The sequence below is a fragment of the Rhodococcus rhodochrous genome, assembly GCF_900187265.1.
In the GTDB taxonomy this organism is placed as follows: Bacteria; Actinomycetota; Actinomycetes; order Mycobacteriales; family Mycobacteriaceae; genus Rhodococcus; species Rhodococcus rhodochrous.
On record NZ_LT906450.1, the window covers coordinates 1,503,434 to 1,519,096 of the forward strand.

Annotated in this window: 13 protein-coding genes; 11 read left to right on the forward strand and 2 right to left on the reverse strand. The window is 70.2% G+C overall.

All coding sequences use genetic code 11. The features are described from left to right. Position 1 precedes the first annotated feature (1 nt). From CKW34_RS06995 to CKW34_RS07010, 4 genes are all read left to right on the forward strand, one after another. Complete coding sequence (locus CKW34_RS06995; protein WP_059382928.1) at positions 2–2,527, forward strand: ABC transporter permease; 2,526 nt, start codon at positions 2–4, stop codon at positions 2,525–2,527. Positions 2,528–2,661: 134 nt separating this feature from the next. After that, positions 2,662–4,251, forward strand: a complete 1,590-nt coding sequence (locus CKW34_RS07000; protein WP_226949784.1) for an alpha/beta hydrolase — start codon at positions 2,662–2,664, stop codon at positions 4,249–4,251. Further along, entirely contained in the window at positions 4,248–4,742 is a 495-nt protein-coding gene (locus CKW34_RS07005; protein ID WP_059382926.1) for an LppA family lipoprotein, read from the forward strand. The genes CKW34_RS07000 and CKW34_RS07005 overlap by 4 nt, the downstream gene beginning before the upstream one ends. A gap of 83 nt (positions 4,743–4,825) precedes the next feature. Beyond that, entirely contained in the window at positions 4,826–5,827 is a 1,002-nt protein-coding gene (locus CKW34_RS07010) for a hypothetical protein (protein WP_059382925.1), read from the forward strand. A gap of 54 nt (positions 5,828–5,881) precedes the next feature. Here the strand turns inward: CKW34_RS07010 and CKW34_RS07015 are convergent, their stop codons facing one another. Beyond that, positions 5,882–6,841, reverse strand: coding sequence for a glycerate kinase (locus CKW34_RS07015; RefSeq protein ID WP_059382924.1), 960 nt, complete (start codon positions 6,839–6,841; stop codon positions 5,882–5,884). Continuing rightward, positions 6,838–7,776: a beta/alpha barrel domain-containing protein gene (locus CKW34_RS07020; RefSeq protein WP_197700693.1), complete on the reverse strand. Its 939-nt coding sequence runs from the start codon at positions 7,774–7,776 to the stop codon at positions 6,838–6,840. The genes CKW34_RS07015 and CKW34_RS07020 overlap by 4 nt, the downstream gene beginning before the upstream one ends. 177 nt (positions 7,777–7,953) lie before the next feature. Between CKW34_RS07020 and CKW34_RS07025 the strand changes: the two genes are divergently transcribed. The 7 genes from CKW34_RS07025 (at position 7,954) to CKW34_RS07055 (ending at position 15,663) form a co-directional block, all read left to right on the forward strand. Then, positions 7,954–8,151, forward strand: a complete 198-nt coding sequence (locus tag CKW34_RS07025; protein ID WP_059382923.1) for a hypothetical protein — start codon at positions 7,954–7,956, stop codon at positions 8,149–8,151. A 144-nt stretch (positions 8,152–8,295) separates the two neighbouring features. Beyond that, positions 8,296–10,371, forward strand: coding sequence for a hypothetical protein (locus tag CKW34_RS07030; protein WP_059382922.1), 2,076 nt, complete (start codon positions 8,296–8,298; stop codon positions 10,369–10,371). A gap of 106 nt (positions 10,372–10,477) precedes the next feature. Then, positions 10,478–11,398: a hypothetical protein gene (locus tag CKW34_RS07035; RefSeq protein ID WP_059382921.1), complete on the forward strand. Its 921-nt coding sequence runs from the start codon at positions 10,478–10,480 to the stop codon at positions 11,396–11,398. Between the two features lie 95 nt (positions 11,399–11,493). Next, on the forward strand, positions 11,494–11,856 hold the full coding sequence (locus tag CKW34_RS07040) for a PadR family transcriptional regulator (RefSeq protein ID WP_016691962.1): 363 nt from the start codon (positions 11,494–11,496) through the stop codon (positions 11,854–11,856). Continuing rightward, on the forward strand, positions 11,856–13,208 hold the full coding sequence (locus tag CKW34_RS07045) for a permease prefix domain 1-containing protein (protein ID WP_059383050.1): 1,353 nt from the start codon (positions 11,856–11,858) through the stop codon (positions 13,206–13,208). The genes CKW34_RS07040 and CKW34_RS07045 overlap by 1 nt, the downstream gene beginning before the upstream one ends. 30 nt (positions 13,209–13,238) lie before the next feature. Beyond that, positions 13,239–14,171: a LysR family transcriptional regulator gene (locus CKW34_RS07050; RefSeq protein WP_026061793.1), complete on the forward strand. Its 933-nt coding sequence runs from the start codon at positions 13,239–13,241 to the stop codon at positions 14,169–14,171. Positions 14,172–14,325: 154 nt separating this feature from the next. Then, positions 14,326–15,663: an MFS transporter gene (locus CKW34_RS07055; protein ID WP_059382920.1), complete on the forward strand. Its 1,338-nt coding sequence runs from the start codon at positions 14,326–14,328 to the stop codon at positions 15,661–15,663.

The window sequence follows — 15,663 nt, forward strand, 5'->3', positions numbered from 1 at the left end:
GATGAGTGGGAATCCCATCCGCAGGGTTGCCCTGCGCAACCTCGCCGCGCACAAGGTGCGGCTCGCCCTGACCGTGCTCTCCGTGGTGCTCGGCACGGCCTTCATCACCGGTTCGTTCGTCTTCACCGACACCCTGCAGCGCACCTTCGACGACATCTTCGGCGACGTCGCCCAGGGCGTCGACGTCCGCGTCAGCACCGAGCAGTACGGCACCAGCGGTGTCCCGATCGAGGCCGTCGACCAGGTCGCCGCCCTCCCCGGCGTCGAGCGCACGTCCCCGTCGATCGGTGGCGGCATCATCGTCCTCGACTCCGAGGGTGCCGCGATCCAGACCGGAGGCGCACCCGCCGAGGGTTACGCCTACATCCCGCCCGACCGTCTCGTCGGCGAGCCGGAGACCTTCGTGGCAGGCGGACCGCCGGCGGAGACCGGGCAGATCGCGCTCAACGAGAGTGCGGCCGAACGCGGCGATCTCGCGATCGGCGACAGCACGACCGTGCTCACCATCTCGCAGGGCATGGTGCCGGTGACCGTCAGCGGCATCTACGAACTCGAGACCGACACCGGCGGCTACATCGGTGCGTTGTTCACCGAGGAACAGGCCTCCCAGCTGTTCACCGACGGCCGGCACGTCGGCTTCCTCGACGTCGCGGGCGACGGTTCGCTCTCGCCCGAGCAGCTGCGCGACGAGATCGCGGCGGCGCTGCCCGACCTGAAGGTACAGACCGGAGCCGAGGTCACCGAGGAGACCAAATCGCAGGTCGCCGAGGCCCTGAACTTCCTCAACTACTTCCTGCTCGCGTTCGGCGCGATCGCACTGCTCGTCGGCACGTTCATCATCTACAACACCTTCTCGATGATCGTCGCCCAGCGACTGCGCGAACTGGCCCTGCTCCGTGCGATCGGGGCGAGCCGCAAGCAGGTCGGCCGGTCGGTCACCCTCGAGGCCTTCGTCGTCGGTCTGATCGGCAGCATCATCGGTATCGCCGCGGGCGTCGCGCTCGCCTACGGTCTGCGCGCGGCACTGAACGCCGCGGATCTCGGACTGCCGTCGGGCCCGCTGCAGTTGTCCCCGCGCACCGTGATCGTCGCGCTGCTCGTCGGCGTGGTCGTGACGATGATCAGCGCGTACGCCCCGGCGCGGCGCGCCACCCACGTTCCGCCCGTCGCCGCGATGCGCGAGGAGTCCACGGCGACCGTCGAATCGCTGCGCATCCGCACGATCATCGGTGTGCTCTGCGCGATCGTCGGTGCGGCGCTCGTCGTGGTGGGCGCACAGCAGGTCGGTGGCGGCGCGGCTGCGACGGTCGGTATCGGTGCCTTCCTGCTGATCCTGTCGGTGCTGTTCGCGGCGCCGGCGTTGTCCCGGCCCGTCGTGAACGCGCTCGGTGCGGTCTTCGCCCGGCCCTTCGGGGCGATCGGCCGGCTCGCGCGCACCAACGCGACCCGCAATCCGCGTCGCACCGCCGCGACCGCCTTCGCCCTCACCCTGGGCCTGATGCTCGTCTCCGTCATCGGTGTGTTCGGGTCGTCGGCGAAGGCCAGTGTCGACGCCCTCGTCGACAACGGTGTCGAAGCGGACTTCATGCTCACCGGGCCGCAGATGTTCGGCGTCCCGGCCCCCGCCGCCGAGGCGGTCCGCGGGGTGGACGGCATCGAGGAGGTCGTGCCCGCCTACGGTGTCCAGGCCAAGATCGACGAGGACTTCGAATTCGGCACCGGAGCCGGCGGACCCCTCCAGGACGTTCTCGACCTGGACATGGTCGCGGGCGCCTTCGAGGTGACCGGGGACGAGATCCTCGTCTCGCAGACCTCGGCGGACGACCACGGCTGGGAGGTGGGCTCCACCGTTCCGCTCACCAGCCGCGACGGCGACACCGTCGACACCACGGTCGCCGGCATCTTCGCCGACAACCAGCTGATCGGTCCGTGGGTCGTCTCGCAGCAACTGTTCGAGCAGTTCACGCCGCCGAACAACCGGTCGGCGCTCGTGGTTCTCATGAACACCGTCGACGGTGCCGATCCGGAGACCGTGCGCGCGTCGATCGAAGAGGCGGTCAAGGACTACGTGATCGTGCAGGTCCTCGACCGTGAGCAGTTCAAGGGACAGCAGGCGCAGCAGATCGACATGCTCCTCGCGATCCTCTACGGCCTGCTCGCCCTCGCCGTGGTCATCGCCATCCTCGGCATCGTCAACACCCTGGCGCTGTCGGTGGTGGAAAGGCGGCGGGAGATCGGCATGCTCCGCGCGGTCGGTATGCAGCGCGCCCAGGTGCGTCGCACGATCTACCTCGAGTCGCTGCTCATCGCGGTGTTCGGTGCGGTCGTGGGTGTCGTGCTCGGTCTCGCGTTCGGCTGGGCGTTCGTGCGTACCCTCGCCGATCAGGGACTCGACATCATCTCGGTGCCGTGGTCGCAGGTCGTCGGCATGCTCGTGGCGTCCGGCATCATCGGTGTCCTCGCGGCGCTGTGGCCGGGCCAGCGTGCGGCGAAGACCCCGCCGCTCGAGGCGATCAGCGACATGTAGGCAGAAAGTGCCTGTGGACACGAGTTGTCCACAGGCAGTGGAGTTGTCCACAGCGACCGGCCCGCGGAGCGATCCGCGGGCCGGTCGTCGTCGGTGCCCCTTATGCTTCCGCGGCAGGGGGTGGTGGTGTGCGGGTGGACGATCTGGCGGGGTGGGATCCGGAAGCGCTCGAGCGCACGGCGACCGAGCTCGCGGCATGCGCCGACGCCGTCGACGCCGTGGCCGGCGATGTCGTGCGGTCGGCGTCCTTCGGCGACGCCTGGAGCGGCGCGGCGCACGACGCAGCGACGTCCGCATTCTCCTCGTACGAGCGGGATCTCGCGGCACAGGCAGAGGAGTATCGGCGCGTGTCCGCGTGCGCGCGATTCGTGGTGCCGCGACTTCGGGCACTGCATGCCGAACTGCACGAGTTGCAGACCAGGGCTGCTGCACGAGGTTTCACACTCGAGACCGACGAACTGCTTGCAGCGTCGCTGCGATCGCTGCTCGTCCGCGCCGATGGACTCGACCGTGAGGCCGCCGCTCGGCTGGGATCCGAATCGGATTTTCCGGCACCGGTTCTCGGCGAACAGGATCTCCTCCACACCGCGATTCCGCGGTCCGAATCGACGACGCTGCCGACCCTGCCGGATCCTGCGGCCGGCCCCGTGCAGGTCGCGCAATGGTGGAACGGGCTCGACGAGGCGGCACGCACCGCGCTGGTCGCCGAACACCCCGAACGGATCGGCGCTCTCGACGGAATACCCGCCGCGGCTCGCGATGCCGCCAATCGTGCTCTGCTCGCCGACGAACGCCGCCGCCTCGAATCCGTCGCGACGCAACTGCGGGCCGAGCTCGACGCGATGTTCCTCGGTGGCACCGTGATCGACCGTCTCGGTATCACCGGACTGTTCACCGACGCCGACGCGGGACTCGAACAGACGGAGCGGAAGATCGAAGCCCTCGACGCGATCGACGCGACCCTCGCCCACGGCGACCGGCAACTGATCGCCCTCGACCTGTCCGGGCGCGAAGCGATGGCGGCCGTGGCCGTCGGGAACGTCGACACCGCCGACCACCTGGCCGTCTTCGTCCCCGGCGCCGGCTCGACCGTGCAGGGCAACCTCCAAGGCTACGACGCCCAGGTCGCGGCACTGCGCGATGCCGCTCGGCTCCACCTCACCGACCACACCGACGGCGATCCCTCCGTCGCTGCGGTCACCTGGCTGGACTACCAGGCGCCCCAGTGGGGATGGGGTCTCGCGTTCACCGAGCGCAGCCCGGTCTCCGACCTCGCCGCCCGGATCGCTGCGCCTCGTCTCGTCGACTTCCTCGACGGCGTCGCGGCCTCGCGCCCCGACGACCCGCATATCACCACGGTCGGGCATTCCTACGGGGCCGTCGTCTCCGGACTGGCGCTGAGGGAGACCGGCGCGGCCGACGCCGCGGTGTTCGTCGGAGCTCCGGGAATCGGGACCGGCGACGTGACCGACCTGCGGATCCCACCCGGCTCCGCCTATCTCGTCGAAGCCGAGTGCGACATCGTCGCCGACGTCGGAACCTTCGGTGGCGACCCGAGCTTCCTCGACGGCCTGACACATCTTCCGGCCGGTCCAGGCACCACCGCCGCCGGCACCCCGCTCGCGGGCATCACCGGCCACAGTTCGTATCTCATCCCCGGAACGTCGAGTTCCCACCACATCGCCGGTGTCGTCGCGGGCACCGCAGAACGGAGTACGCCGTGACCTCTGCGTGGAGTTCCCGGCTCGGGGCGTGCGTCGTCCTGCCGGCATCACTGCTCGCCGCGTGCACCACCACGGTGACACCGGTCGCGATGCCCGAACCGGTCGCCACGACCAGCGCGGGCGCGGTCGAGTTCTACACCGCCGTGCAGCGCGACGTCCTCACCGCGCTGTCCGCCGAGTTCCCCGGCGTCCGATTCGAACCGAAGTACGCGAGCACCACCGCGGGATGCATGCTGCCCGACGGCACCTCGGGCCTGACGGTGCACCTTCCGATCCACGGATCGGACCGGCCGGTACCGGTCGACGAACTCGACCGCGCCGCCAGGGTCTTCGAGGACACCGCCGCGCGGGCTGGCTTCCACGGTCGTCATGTGCTGCCCCCGGACACCGGTTTCGCCATCCGGATGTTCGCCGCCGACGGCTCGTACATCACCTTCGGCAGTTACGTCGCCGCCACCGTCGGACTCACCGTCGGTTGTTACCGGGAGTAGCCGCAGATGTCGGTTAGGCTCGTCCGAGCGACGGCCGCTCGGGCCGTCGTGATTCGTGCTTGCAGCCGTGGAGGGACGAACAGATGCGCCCGATGCTCGGCATCTCCGTCGACGACGGTGAAGTGTGCGCGGTCCTCGTCGACGCCGACGTGCCGAGTCTCGGTCCGTTCGACTCCCAGCGAGGCTTCGGCACACCCGGGGACACACCGGCCGAGGCCGCCGCCGCTGCCGCCTCCACCATGGCGGAACGCGCCGCCGCGGCGTCGCTGACACTGTCCGCGGCCGCGGTGGTGACCGGACCCGAGAACGACGACGACGCCGAACCGGTCACCGAGGCCGTACGAGCCGTGCTCGGCATCGACGTCGACACGGTCCTGCTCGACGAAGCGCGACTGGCCTTCCTCGCCGGCGCACCGGAACTCGCAGAACTGCCGATCCTGGCCCTGCACACCCGCACCTACGGCGTCGAATCCGCATCGATGGTCGACGTCCCCTCGCGCACGGTGCTGTCCACGGTCAGCCCCGACGGCGACGAGTTCGGTCCCTACACACAGTCCCTGCCCGAGGCGATGGACGAAGCGGTCGCCCGCGCCGGAACCTCGCCCGACGCCGTGGTCTTCCTCGATCTGCGTCCCGGCGACGCCCGTCCGGCACGGGAACTCGCCACCGTCCTCGGTGTTCCCTTCGTGACTCCGCACGGAGTGCCCTGGCACCGCGCGACCGGTGCCGCACTCGTCGCATCCGCCCGCCGTGCCCCGACGGTCGTCGCCGCGCCCACGAACCGTCGTCGCGGCACCGTCCTGCTGGCCACGCTCGTCGCGCTCGTCGCCCTGCTGGGTGGGGGACTGGCCGTCGCGGTGAGCAGCGGTGTGCAGGCGGAACGCTCCGCGCCCGGTCTGCAGACCGCCGTGGCGCCCCCGCCGTCTCCGGTGCCGTCGCCCGACCGCACACCCGTCGCCGACCCGTGCTCCGAGGCGCGACCGGCATCGTGGCCGGCCCACGCGTCCGATCCGGTCGACCCGGTGCCGACGCCCGAGACACCCACCGAGATCCCCTGCGGCAGCGTGCCTCCCACCGCGCCGTGAGCGACCGGTGATCGGGCGCGCCTCTCAGGCACGCTGTGCCGAAAGGCGCATCCCTCAGGCGCGCAGTGCCCGACCGGCGCGCGTCAGCGCCTCCGCATCGGATGCGACGACGACGTCGGCGAACCGCTCGCGGTAGTCGCCGAGGTCGTCGCCGACCGAACCGACCACCGCGACCACCGGAACGTCGCCGCAGCGCGCGAGGATCGCCGAGACGATCTTGCCCGCCCGCGACTGGCCGTCGAGCCGCCCCTCGCCGACCACCACGAGATCGGCGGAGCGCACGGCGTCGTCGAATCCCACTGCGTCGAGCACGAAGTCGGCGCCCGACCGCAGTTCGGCGCCGAACCGCGACCACATCCCACCGGAGAAACCACCGGCCGCTCCGGTGCCGTCGACCTCCCGCGGGTCGCGGGGGAGCGTCAGTGCCGTCTCCTCGAGGCGGCGAGTGAGCAGCGCGACGGCCGCCGCGTCGGCGCCCTTCTGCGGCCCGAAGATCCGTGCCGCATCGGTGTAGCGGGTCGTCACGTCGGACAGCACGGTCACGCGGGCGTCGCCGAGGCCACCCCGCTCGTCGATCGCGGCGATCGCACCCGCACCACCGTCGGTCGTCGCCGATCCACCGGCCGCGACGACGATGTGCCGTGCTCCACGCCGGACGGCTTCGGCCATGACCATCCCGGTGCCGTAGGTGTCGGCGGTGACGGCGTCGCGCGGACCGTCGTGCGGGGTGGTGATGCCGCTCGCCGTCGCGAGTTCGACGACCGCAGTGCCGTCCGCCGACATCCCCAGCAGCCCACGGCACGGTGCCCGCCACGGGTTCACGGCCTCGACCTCGATCCGGGCGAGACCGAGCGGCCCGGCGAGCGCGTCGAGGGTGCCCTCGCCACCGTCCGCGACGGGCATCCGGATCGCGGTGTGTCCGGCGCTCTCCGCCCCGGAAGCGATCGCGTCGGCGACCTCGACGGCGGTGTAGGTGCCCTTGAAGCTGTCGGGGGCGATCAGGATGCGGGTCACCGGAGCACCCAGTCGAAGGCCTCGGCCTCGGAGCGGGCACCCTGCCGGGCACGCGACCGGTTCGGTTCGTCCAGTTCGGCGACGATGTCCTCGCCGAGGCGGACCAGGGAGCCGAAGACCTCCGGATCCAACCACGACGGACGGGTCGCGAACAGCAGGTCCTCGCTCGCGGTGTTGCCGCTCGCGCCCGGTGCGAACGGACATCCGCCCAGGCCGGCGAGTGCGCCGTCGACGACGGTCGCCCCGGCGTCGATCGCGGCGAGGCTGTTGGCGACACCGAGACCCCACGTGTCGTGACCGTGGTAGACGATCCGCCGGTCGGGGGATTCGGCGGCCAGCCTCGCGACCAGCGACGACACCTGGCCGGGCACGGCCTGACCCAGGGTGTCGGCGACGACGATGTCGGCCGCTCCGTCCGTGCGCGGGTCGCACGCGATCTCCACGACCCGGTCGGGGTCGACCGGCCCGTCGAACGGGCACGTGAACGACGTGGCCAGGCACAACTGGATGCTGCCGCCGGCGGCGTGGGCGCGTTCGATCGCCGCCGGCATCGCGGCGATGCTGTCCTCGGTGTCGCGGCCGATGTTGGCGCGATTGTGGGCGTCGGAGACCGAGAAGCAGTACTGGAACCGTCGGGCACCGGCCGCGATCGCCTTCTCGACGTGGCGCGGGGTGGCGACCCAGATCCAGCAGCGGTCGAGTTCCGCCTCGGTCAGCGCCGCCACGAGGTCGAGGGTGTTCGCCATCGGCGGCACGAGGTCGGCGCGTGCCAGGGACCCGATCTCGAGTTCGGGCACGCCCGCTGCGAGCAGCGCCCGGACGATCTCCACCTTGCGTTCGGTGGGAAGCAGTTTGCCGGTCAGTTGCAGTCCGTCGCGCAGCGTCACGTCCCGCAGGATCACGTCCGTGCGTGCTCGGTCACTCGTCGGTCCCATCACTGTTTGCGCCTCCCCGTCGTGTTCCTGCCGACCCCACCGTCTCGAACCGCACCAGTATGCCCCGGTCACCGTGGGGGCACGATCCGTCGACACACCGATGGACTTTCGCGGGAACTGTGACAGATGACACTATCCTCACCGTTCTGATCGTGAATTGCCGGAAGGTGCGGGGAAATGGCTTCGGTCCTGGGAAAAGTACTGCTCTGGATCGCTCTGCTGGGGGGACTGGCCGGGGCGGTGATCGCCGTGTGGGCGCTGCACGTGAACGGGCTGGTGGCCTCGCTCATCGTCGCGTCGGTGACGGGACTCGTCCTGCTGCGGCTGCGTCCGGAGGCGCGTGACGACTCCGACTCCGACATCGCGCTCACCTGACGGGAAACAGGGCGTTCGGACTGTAGGGTGAGAACCGGCGTCCGGGTCGAGGACGCCTCGCGTGGACGCGCTGCACGAGCGCGGCGTCGACGCCGGAGAGGGGGCCCGCGGCCTCCGCCGGGCGTGGAAGAGGAGCATCGGTCAGTGTCGCTGTGGTCTCGTGCCTTGTCGTCGGACGAACTCGACAGTCGTCGCTGGGTGGATCTGATGCCGTGGATCGGCCGCTACGGATCGGCCCGCACCGCCGCCCTCGGGGCGCTCGTGTCGTCGCCCCGCTGGTGGGAGACCGAGTCGCCCGCCGAGACCTGCGAGCACACCGAGATCCCCGAGCTGTGCGCCGAACTCGCCCACATCTACGTCACCGACCACCCGGAGCTACGCTTCGCGGACGGTCTGCTGCGTGAGGACGAAGTGCCCGTGGCCGCACTCGATCTCGGTCCGGCCGCCGCGACCCTCGTCGCGCGCCTTCCGCACGCACCCACCACCGCCGAGTTGTTCAGTCGCAGTCCGGCTGATCTGCTCGGGATCCGCGGCGCCGACCGCGACGCGGTGGAGGAGATCGTCTGCGCCGCGCTCGTCGCGACGGTGCTCCGCGAACCGGCCACCCTCGAAGCCGATCCGCGTGCCGCGCGGGTGCCCGCCGCGGCGCTGCTCCTCGACGATCTGGCGGCGCTGGCGCGGTGGAGTCGCGTGTGCGGCCGCGACGATGCTCCTCTCCTGCAGGCCGTGATCGACGACGGGGCGCCGGAGGAGATCCAGGACGCCGCGGCCCGGTTGCGGGCACTCACCGCCCGCGACCTGCCGGTGGCGGCGCCGGCCGATCCGATCGCCGAACTCACCGACTACCTGAAGGGCTTGCCCGAGGCGGAACGCACGGCCCTGCGCCGCCGCGTCCACGACGGCGTCGCCGACCCGGCCGCGCCGTCCACCTTCCCGTTCGGCACGGCGGTCGGCGACCTGCTCGCGGCATTGCGCGTCTACGTGCGGCCGGTGGCGGCCTTCGACCGGACGGTGCGCACCCATCCGGTGCTGGGCCGGACCGTCCCGGGTTTCGACGTGCCCCTGTGGCGGGTGCTGCACCGCCTCGACGACCGTTTCGAGGTCGCGGACGGGTGGATCGCGGTACCGGACCTGCCCGACGCCGAGAAACAGACCCGCGGACTGCTCTCGGAGTTCGAATCGCCGAACGGTGTGGTCGAGCCTGCCGCGGTGAAGGCCGTGTGGTCGCTTCCCGATGACGAGTTCGAGGCGTGGACCTGGTACTGCGGGACGACGACCTTCGAAGGCCGTCTGCTGTCCCCGCCGGACGGACTCGCCGGTCGCGCCGCTCAGGTCCTCGAGGTGCTCGGCGACCCGCTGACCGCCGACACGCTCGTCGCGCGCATGGGGGTCAACGCCGACGTCCACACCCTCGTCTCCGAACTCGCCGACGACGAGCGCTTCACGTCCGACGGTGAACGCTGGGCGCTGGCCGAGTGGGACGTCGACGTGGTCACCGCCATCCGCACGCGCATCGCACGGCTGGTCGATTCCCGCGGCGGGAGTGCCGATCGCGACATGGTGGTCGCCGCACTCGTCGACCGATTCGGCATCTCCGAGGATTCCGCCCGGACGTTCACGGCCGGAGGAGATTTCGAGGTCGTCGACGGCCGTGTCCGGCGTCGTCACCGCGCGCACGTCCCGATCGCCGTGCCCGAGCGCACGCGCCGCCTCTACCGGTTGGGCGAGGCCTGGCGCCTGCGGATCCCCGCGACCCGCGACCATCTGCGGGGAGCCGAGTTCACGGTTCCGTCCGCCGTCGCGGCGATCGCCGGGTGTGCGCCGGGTGGGCACGTGGTGCTCCCGTCCCGTCTGGGCGGGCAGACCCTGCGCTGGACGGGACCGGTGCCGCGTCTGTCGTCGATCCGCCGGTTCCTCGAGGACGTCGGGGTGGAGGAGGACAACGAGCTGCTGCTCGAGGTCCGCACCGACGGCCGGTTCGACGTCCTGCCGCTGCGCACCGTCGCCGACAACGCCGAACCGCTGCGCAAGGCGCTCTCGCTCATCGGCCACACCGAACCGGAGACCGTCCCCGAGGAACGGATCGCGTCGGCGCTGGCGTCCGCTCTCGGCCTCGACGGGGAGTCGCGCCCACGCCGAATCCTGTCGGCCTACCGGGCCCGCAGGGAGACCGAAGTGGTGGCTTTGCTCGAACAAGCCTGGGTCCGCGTCCCGAACTGAGCGGGAAATGGGTCCGCGTCCCGAACCGAGCGGGAAGTGGGTCCGCGTCCCGAACCGACCCGGAAGACGTGATGCATCCGGCCCTCCGACGTAGCACGATTGGGGAATGGCCGACACGTCGAAACCCACCGCTGCAGTCCCCACCGCCCCCGACGCGGTCCTCGAAGCGTTGCGGGGAGCAGTCGCGTCGGTGGAGGCCGCCGTCGTGCGTCTCGAAGGCGACGACGCGGCGCCCGGAACCGTCGACCGCGTGCTCGACCTGGCCGGTGCAGAGCCGGCCGGCGACATCGTCGCGACCCACAATGCTCTGACCAGGGCGGCATCGATCGTCGACCACACGGGCGGTCTGCCCGACCGGGACTGGCAGGCGATCGCCGACCTCGGGGAGGTCCTCGCCCGGACGGTGACGCGGCTGCGCGGGCACGTCTCGTCGTCGCTCGACGATCTCGGACTCGACGCGGCGGTGGGCGAGCACGTCGAACTGCTGCAGAAGGTCGCGGTGGAGGAGGCGCTGGGGGAGACGCTGCAGTTGCTCGTGATCGTCGAGGACTGCCTGTTCCTGTGGCATCGCGTGCATCTGGCGCGCACGCCCGACGACGAACTGCGCGACGCGCTGGCCTCTGCCCGTCAGGTCCTGGCCGACCACTTCACGCAGGACGCCGAACTGCTGCGCCGCGCCCGTGCCGCGCTCGCCCGGTTCGCGGAGGGCACCCCGATCGAGGTCGTCCGCCGCCTGTCGTCGGGACGGACGACGAAGGTGCTCGCGGGTCTGCGTCAGGACTTCGACGACTTCCGGTGGGCGTGCCGCGCCGACGAGGCGGGTTGGCTCGACGACGAGGACCCGGTGATCGCCGAGGCCCTGGACTCGATGAGCAGCCCGCTCAAGGCGGTCGGGGGAGTCCTCGGCGACGTGTTCGAACGCGGGCGGGCGCGGGTGACGGAGACGTGGAGTCGCTCCGACGCTTCGGAATCTTCCGCTTCGGGATCTGCCGATTCCGCAACCGCCGGATCCGACGACCGGCAGTAGACGCTTTCGCACCGCTTCGCGGAGAGCGCTCGGTCCTCATACCTAGATCTGCTAGGGTCACCGTTATCCATAGAACTTCTAGGTATGAGGACGACATGTTCATCGAGAAGGATCTGGTGGCCGCGTCCGCCACCCCGCTCGTGCTCGGCATCCTCGCCGAGGGCGAGTCGTACGGGTACGCGATCATCAAGCGCGTCAACGAGCTGTCACAGGGCCGGATGCAGTGGACCGACGGGATGCTCTATCCCCTCCTGCACCGTCTCGAGCGGGCGGGGCACGTGTCCGCCGCCTGGCGTGTGGCCGACAACGGCCGCCGTCGCAAGCACTACGCCATCACCGATGCGGGCCGCGAGGTCCTCGCCGAACGGGCGGCGCAGTGGACGGTCGTCGCCGAGGCGCTGCATCAGGTGTGGCAGTCGGCCCAGTTGCCTCCCGCCGTCGCGCCGGGGTGGTCGTGATGACACTCGACGCGCATCTCGAGGACCGGATCGCCGGCTGGCGCAGCTACGTCGCCGACCATCGGGTCATCTCGTCCTCGGACATCGACGAGATGGAAGATCATCTGCGGGAACAGATCTCGGATCTCGTGTCGGTCGGACTGTCGGCCGACGAGGCATTCCTCGTCGCGGTCGGCCGGATGGGCGGTCTCGACGAGATCTCCCGCGAGTTCGCCCAGGAACACTCGGACCGGCTGTGGAAGCAGCTCGTCCTCTCCGGTGGTGGCCGCGATGAGGAATCCGGAACCCCTCGGCGCCGTAGGGAACTCGCGGTCGTCCTCGCCTGCGCGCTCGGTGCCGGTCTGGCCGTCCGGGCCGGATTCGAATGGCTCCCCGAGACCGCGCTGGTGCGCAACGCCGCCGTGCTCGTGCTGCCCTTCCTCGCACTGTACTTCGCGTGGAAGCGGGAGATGAGCCCGAAGAGCAGTGCGCTCCTTGCTGTTCCGTTCGTCCTCGCGGCGATCGTGCTCGATGTCTTCCCGTTCGAACCGGGCGGCGCCACCGAGATCATCGCGGCGATCCACGCCCCTGTGGCCCTGTGGTTCGTCGTCGGAGCCGCCTACGTCGCGGGGCAGTGGCGATCCCACCGTCGTCGCATGGACTTCGTGCGTTTCACGGGGGAGTGCGCCGTGTACCTGGCGCTGCTCGCGCTCGGCGGCGGCGTGCTCATGGGACTGACCGCGGGTGCCTTCAGTGCCCTGGGAATCGACATCGAACCGTTCTTCGAACAGTGGATCCTCCCGTTCGGGCCGGCCGGAGCGCTCGTCGTCGCGGCCTGGCTCGTCGAGGCGAAACAGCAGGTCGTGGAGAACATCGCTCCCGTTCTCACCCGGGTGTTCACACCCGTCACGATCCTCATGCTGGTCGCGCTGTTCGTCGCGGTGATCGCGTCCCACAGCGTCCTCGACGTCGATCGGGGCCTGCTGATCCTCATGGACCTGATCCTCGTGCTCGTCCTCGGGCTCCTGCTCTACTCGATCTCCGCCCGCGACCCGCACGCCGCACCGGACGTCTTCGATCTGCTGCAGGTCGTGCTGATCGCCGCCGCGCTCGCCGTCGACCTGCTGATGCTCACCGCGATGGCGACCCGCATCGCCGAGTTCGGTTTCACCGCGAACAAGGTCACCGCGCTCGGCCTGAACCTCGTCCTCCTGGTGAATCTGGTGTGGGCGGCGTGGCTCGGCATCTCGTTCCTGCGGGGTCGCACCGGCTTCGCGGCGGTCGAGCGGTGGCAGATGCGGTACCTGCCCGTCTACTGCGGTTGGGCGGCACTGGCGGTCGTCGCGATCCCGCCGCTGTTCCGGTTCATGTGAGCGCTCTCCACGCGGGACTACGGTAGGACCATGCCCAGGACGGACGCGGTGCCCACGTACACGATGAGGCAGCTCGCGGCGTTCGTCGCCGTCGCCGAGTGGGGCACCATCACCGCGGCCGCCGACGCGATGCACATGTCCCACTCGGCGCTCTCGTCCGCGATCACCGACCTGGAGAAGGCCCTCGCCGTCAAACTCCTCGTCCGGCAACGTGCCCGGGGCGTCAAGCTCACACCGACCGGTCACGCGGTGCTCGAGCGGGCGAAGATGCTGTTGCACCACGCGAGCGAACTCGAGAGCGATGCGCGGTCGGAGGCGGGCGACATCGTCGGTCCGGTGGCGGTGGGGTGTTACCTCTCCCTCGCGCCGACGTTGTTGCCCGCCCTCATCGCCGAGTTCACCCGCGCCCATCCGCGCGCCGACGTCGACTTCCGCGAGGACACCCAGAACCGTCTGCGGATGTTGCTCGACTCGCACGAGCTCGACGTGGCCTTCCTCTACGACCTCGATCTCGAACCGGGACTCGAGACGGTCACCCTCGACGTGCGCGAGCCGATGGTGCTCGTCTCGGCCGATCATCCGCTCGCGGGAGCCTCGCAGGTACGCCTGCGCGATCTCGCCGACGAGCCCATGGTGCTCCTCGACGCCCCGCCGAGTTCGGGGCACGCTCTGCGGGTGTGCGCGGAGGCCGGCTTCACCCCGTCCATCGCGTACCGGACGCAGACCTTCGAGACGGCACGATCGTTCGTGGGGCGCGGACTGGGGTGGACCCTGCTCGTGCAGCGACCCGCCGTCGACGTCACCTACGAGGGCCGGAAACTCGTCCTGCTGCCCGTCGTCGACCCGACTCCGGAACCGGTGCCGGTCGTGCTCGCGTGGCGCAAGGACGCCCTTCCGAGCCGTGTTGCCCAAACTTTCACGGACTTCGTCGTCGACGTCGCGAGGACCTCGCAGGCACTCTGACGTGGCCGAACGTCCCTATTCACGGAATTTCCGGGGATATTCACCGACTTTGTGCGCTTTGCAAACGATGTGACCGCTCTCATGATTGGTCCCACTGCATCCGAACGCTCGTTAATCGGATGCCTCGGATCGACCGCCGGAGAGGGCACTGAACATGACAGTCCTTGACTCGACGCCGCAGACGTCGGCAAGAGCCGCACGCAAAGCCGCGCTCGGCAGCTTCGTCGGTACCGCCATCGAGTGGTACGACTTCTTCATCTACGGCACCGCCGCGGCACTCGTGCTCGGCCCGCAGTTCTTCCCCGGCTCGTCCGAGGTCGCCGGAACTCTGGCCGCCTTCGCCACGCTCGCGGTCGGCTTCATCGCCCGCCCGATCGGCGGCGTCGTGATGGGCCACTTCGGCGACCGCATCGGCCGCAAGTCCATGCTCGTCGTCTCGCTGCTGCTCATGGGCTTCGCGACCGTGGCGATCGGCGTGCTCCCGAACTACGCGGCCATCGGCGTCGCGGCACCGATCCTGCTCGTCGCCCTGCGGTTCATCCAGGGCCTCGGCGTCGGCGGTGAGTGGGGCGGAGCGGTGCTCGTCGCCACCGAGAACGCCCCCGCAGGCAAGCGCGGCCTCTACGGCGCGGCACCGCAGATCGGTGTGCCGGCCGGTGTGCTGATCGCGAACCTCGTGTACCTGCCGCTGACCGCCTTCCTCAGCGAGGAGACGTTCAACGCGTGGGGCTGGCGCATCCCGTTCCTCGCCTCGGCGGTGCTCGTCTTCGTCGCCATGTGGATCCGCCTCGGTCTCGAGGAGAGCGCAGAGTTCAAGGCCGCCAAGGACGCCCCCGCGGCCGAGGAGAAGCTGCCGATCCTCGAGGTGCTCACCCAGCACTGGAAGACCGTGCTGCTCGCCGGCGGCACCTTCATCGCCACCAACGGCATCGCCTACGCCTACATGGTCTACGTCCTCAAGTACGGCGAGGCCACGCTCGGGTTCAGCAAGACCACGATGCTCGCGCTGCTGATCGCCTCGTGCCCGTTCTGGATGGCCGGCATGGCCTTCGCGGCCTGGCGCTCCGATCTCGTCGGACGCCGCACCGTCTACATCCGGTCCTCGGCCGGCCTGGTCGTCGCGGCCGCCCTGTTCTTCCCCCTGATGGACACGGCGCTCCTGCCGGTCATGCTCCTCGCCATGGTCGGCCTCGGCTTCACCCTCGGCTGCTGTGCCGGTCCGCAGTCGGCACTGTTCGCCGAACTGTTCCCCGCCAAGATCCGTTACAGCGGTGCGTCGCTCGGCTACCAGATCGGCGCGATCCTCGGCGGCGGTCTCGCACCGATGGTGGCGACCTCCCTGTTCGCCGCGACGGGCACCTCGATGTCCATCACCGGCTACTTCGTGCTGATCGCGCTGATCAGCTTCATGAGCATCCTGCTGCTGCGCGTGCCGTCCGCCGGATACGCGAACATCACCGACTCCCGCCGTTCTCCCGAGGAAGGTGTCTGA

Coding starts and splice junctions, on each gene's coding strand:
- CKW34_RS07055 (WP_059382920.1), top strand. CDS start 14,326: ATGACAGTCCTTGACTCGACGCCGCAGACGTCGGCAAGAGCCGCACGC.
- CKW34_RS07040 (WP_016691962.1), top strand. CDS start 11,494: ATGTTCATCGAGAAGGATCTGGTGGCCGCGTCCGCCACCCCGCTCGTG.
- CKW34_RS07010 (WP_059382925.1), top strand. CDS start 4,826: ATGCGCCCGATGCTCGGCATCTCCGTCGACGACGGTGAAGTGTGCGCG.
- CKW34_RS07025 (WP_059382923.1), top strand. CDS start 7,954: ATGGCTTCGGTCCTGGGAAAAGTACTGCTCTGGATCGCTCTGCTGGGG.
- CKW34_RS07050 (WP_026061793.1), top strand. CDS start 13,239: ATGCCCAGGACGGACGCGGTGCCCACGTACACGATGAGGCAGCTCGCG.
- CKW34_RS06995 (WP_059382928.1), top strand. CDS start 2: ATGAGTGGGAATCCCATCCGCAGGGTTGCCCTGCGCAACCTCGCCGCG.
- CKW34_RS07020 (WP_197700693.1), bottom strand. CDS start 7,776: ATGGGACCGACGAGTGACCGAGCACGCACGGACGTGATCCTGCGGGAC.
- CKW34_RS07045 (WP_059383050.1), top strand. CDS start 11,856: ATGACACTCGACGCGCATCTCGAGGACCGGATCGCCGGCTGGCGCAGC.
- CKW34_RS07035 (WP_059382921.1), top strand. CDS start 10,478: ATGGCCGACACGTCGAAACCCACCGCTGCAGTCCCCACCGCCCCCGAC.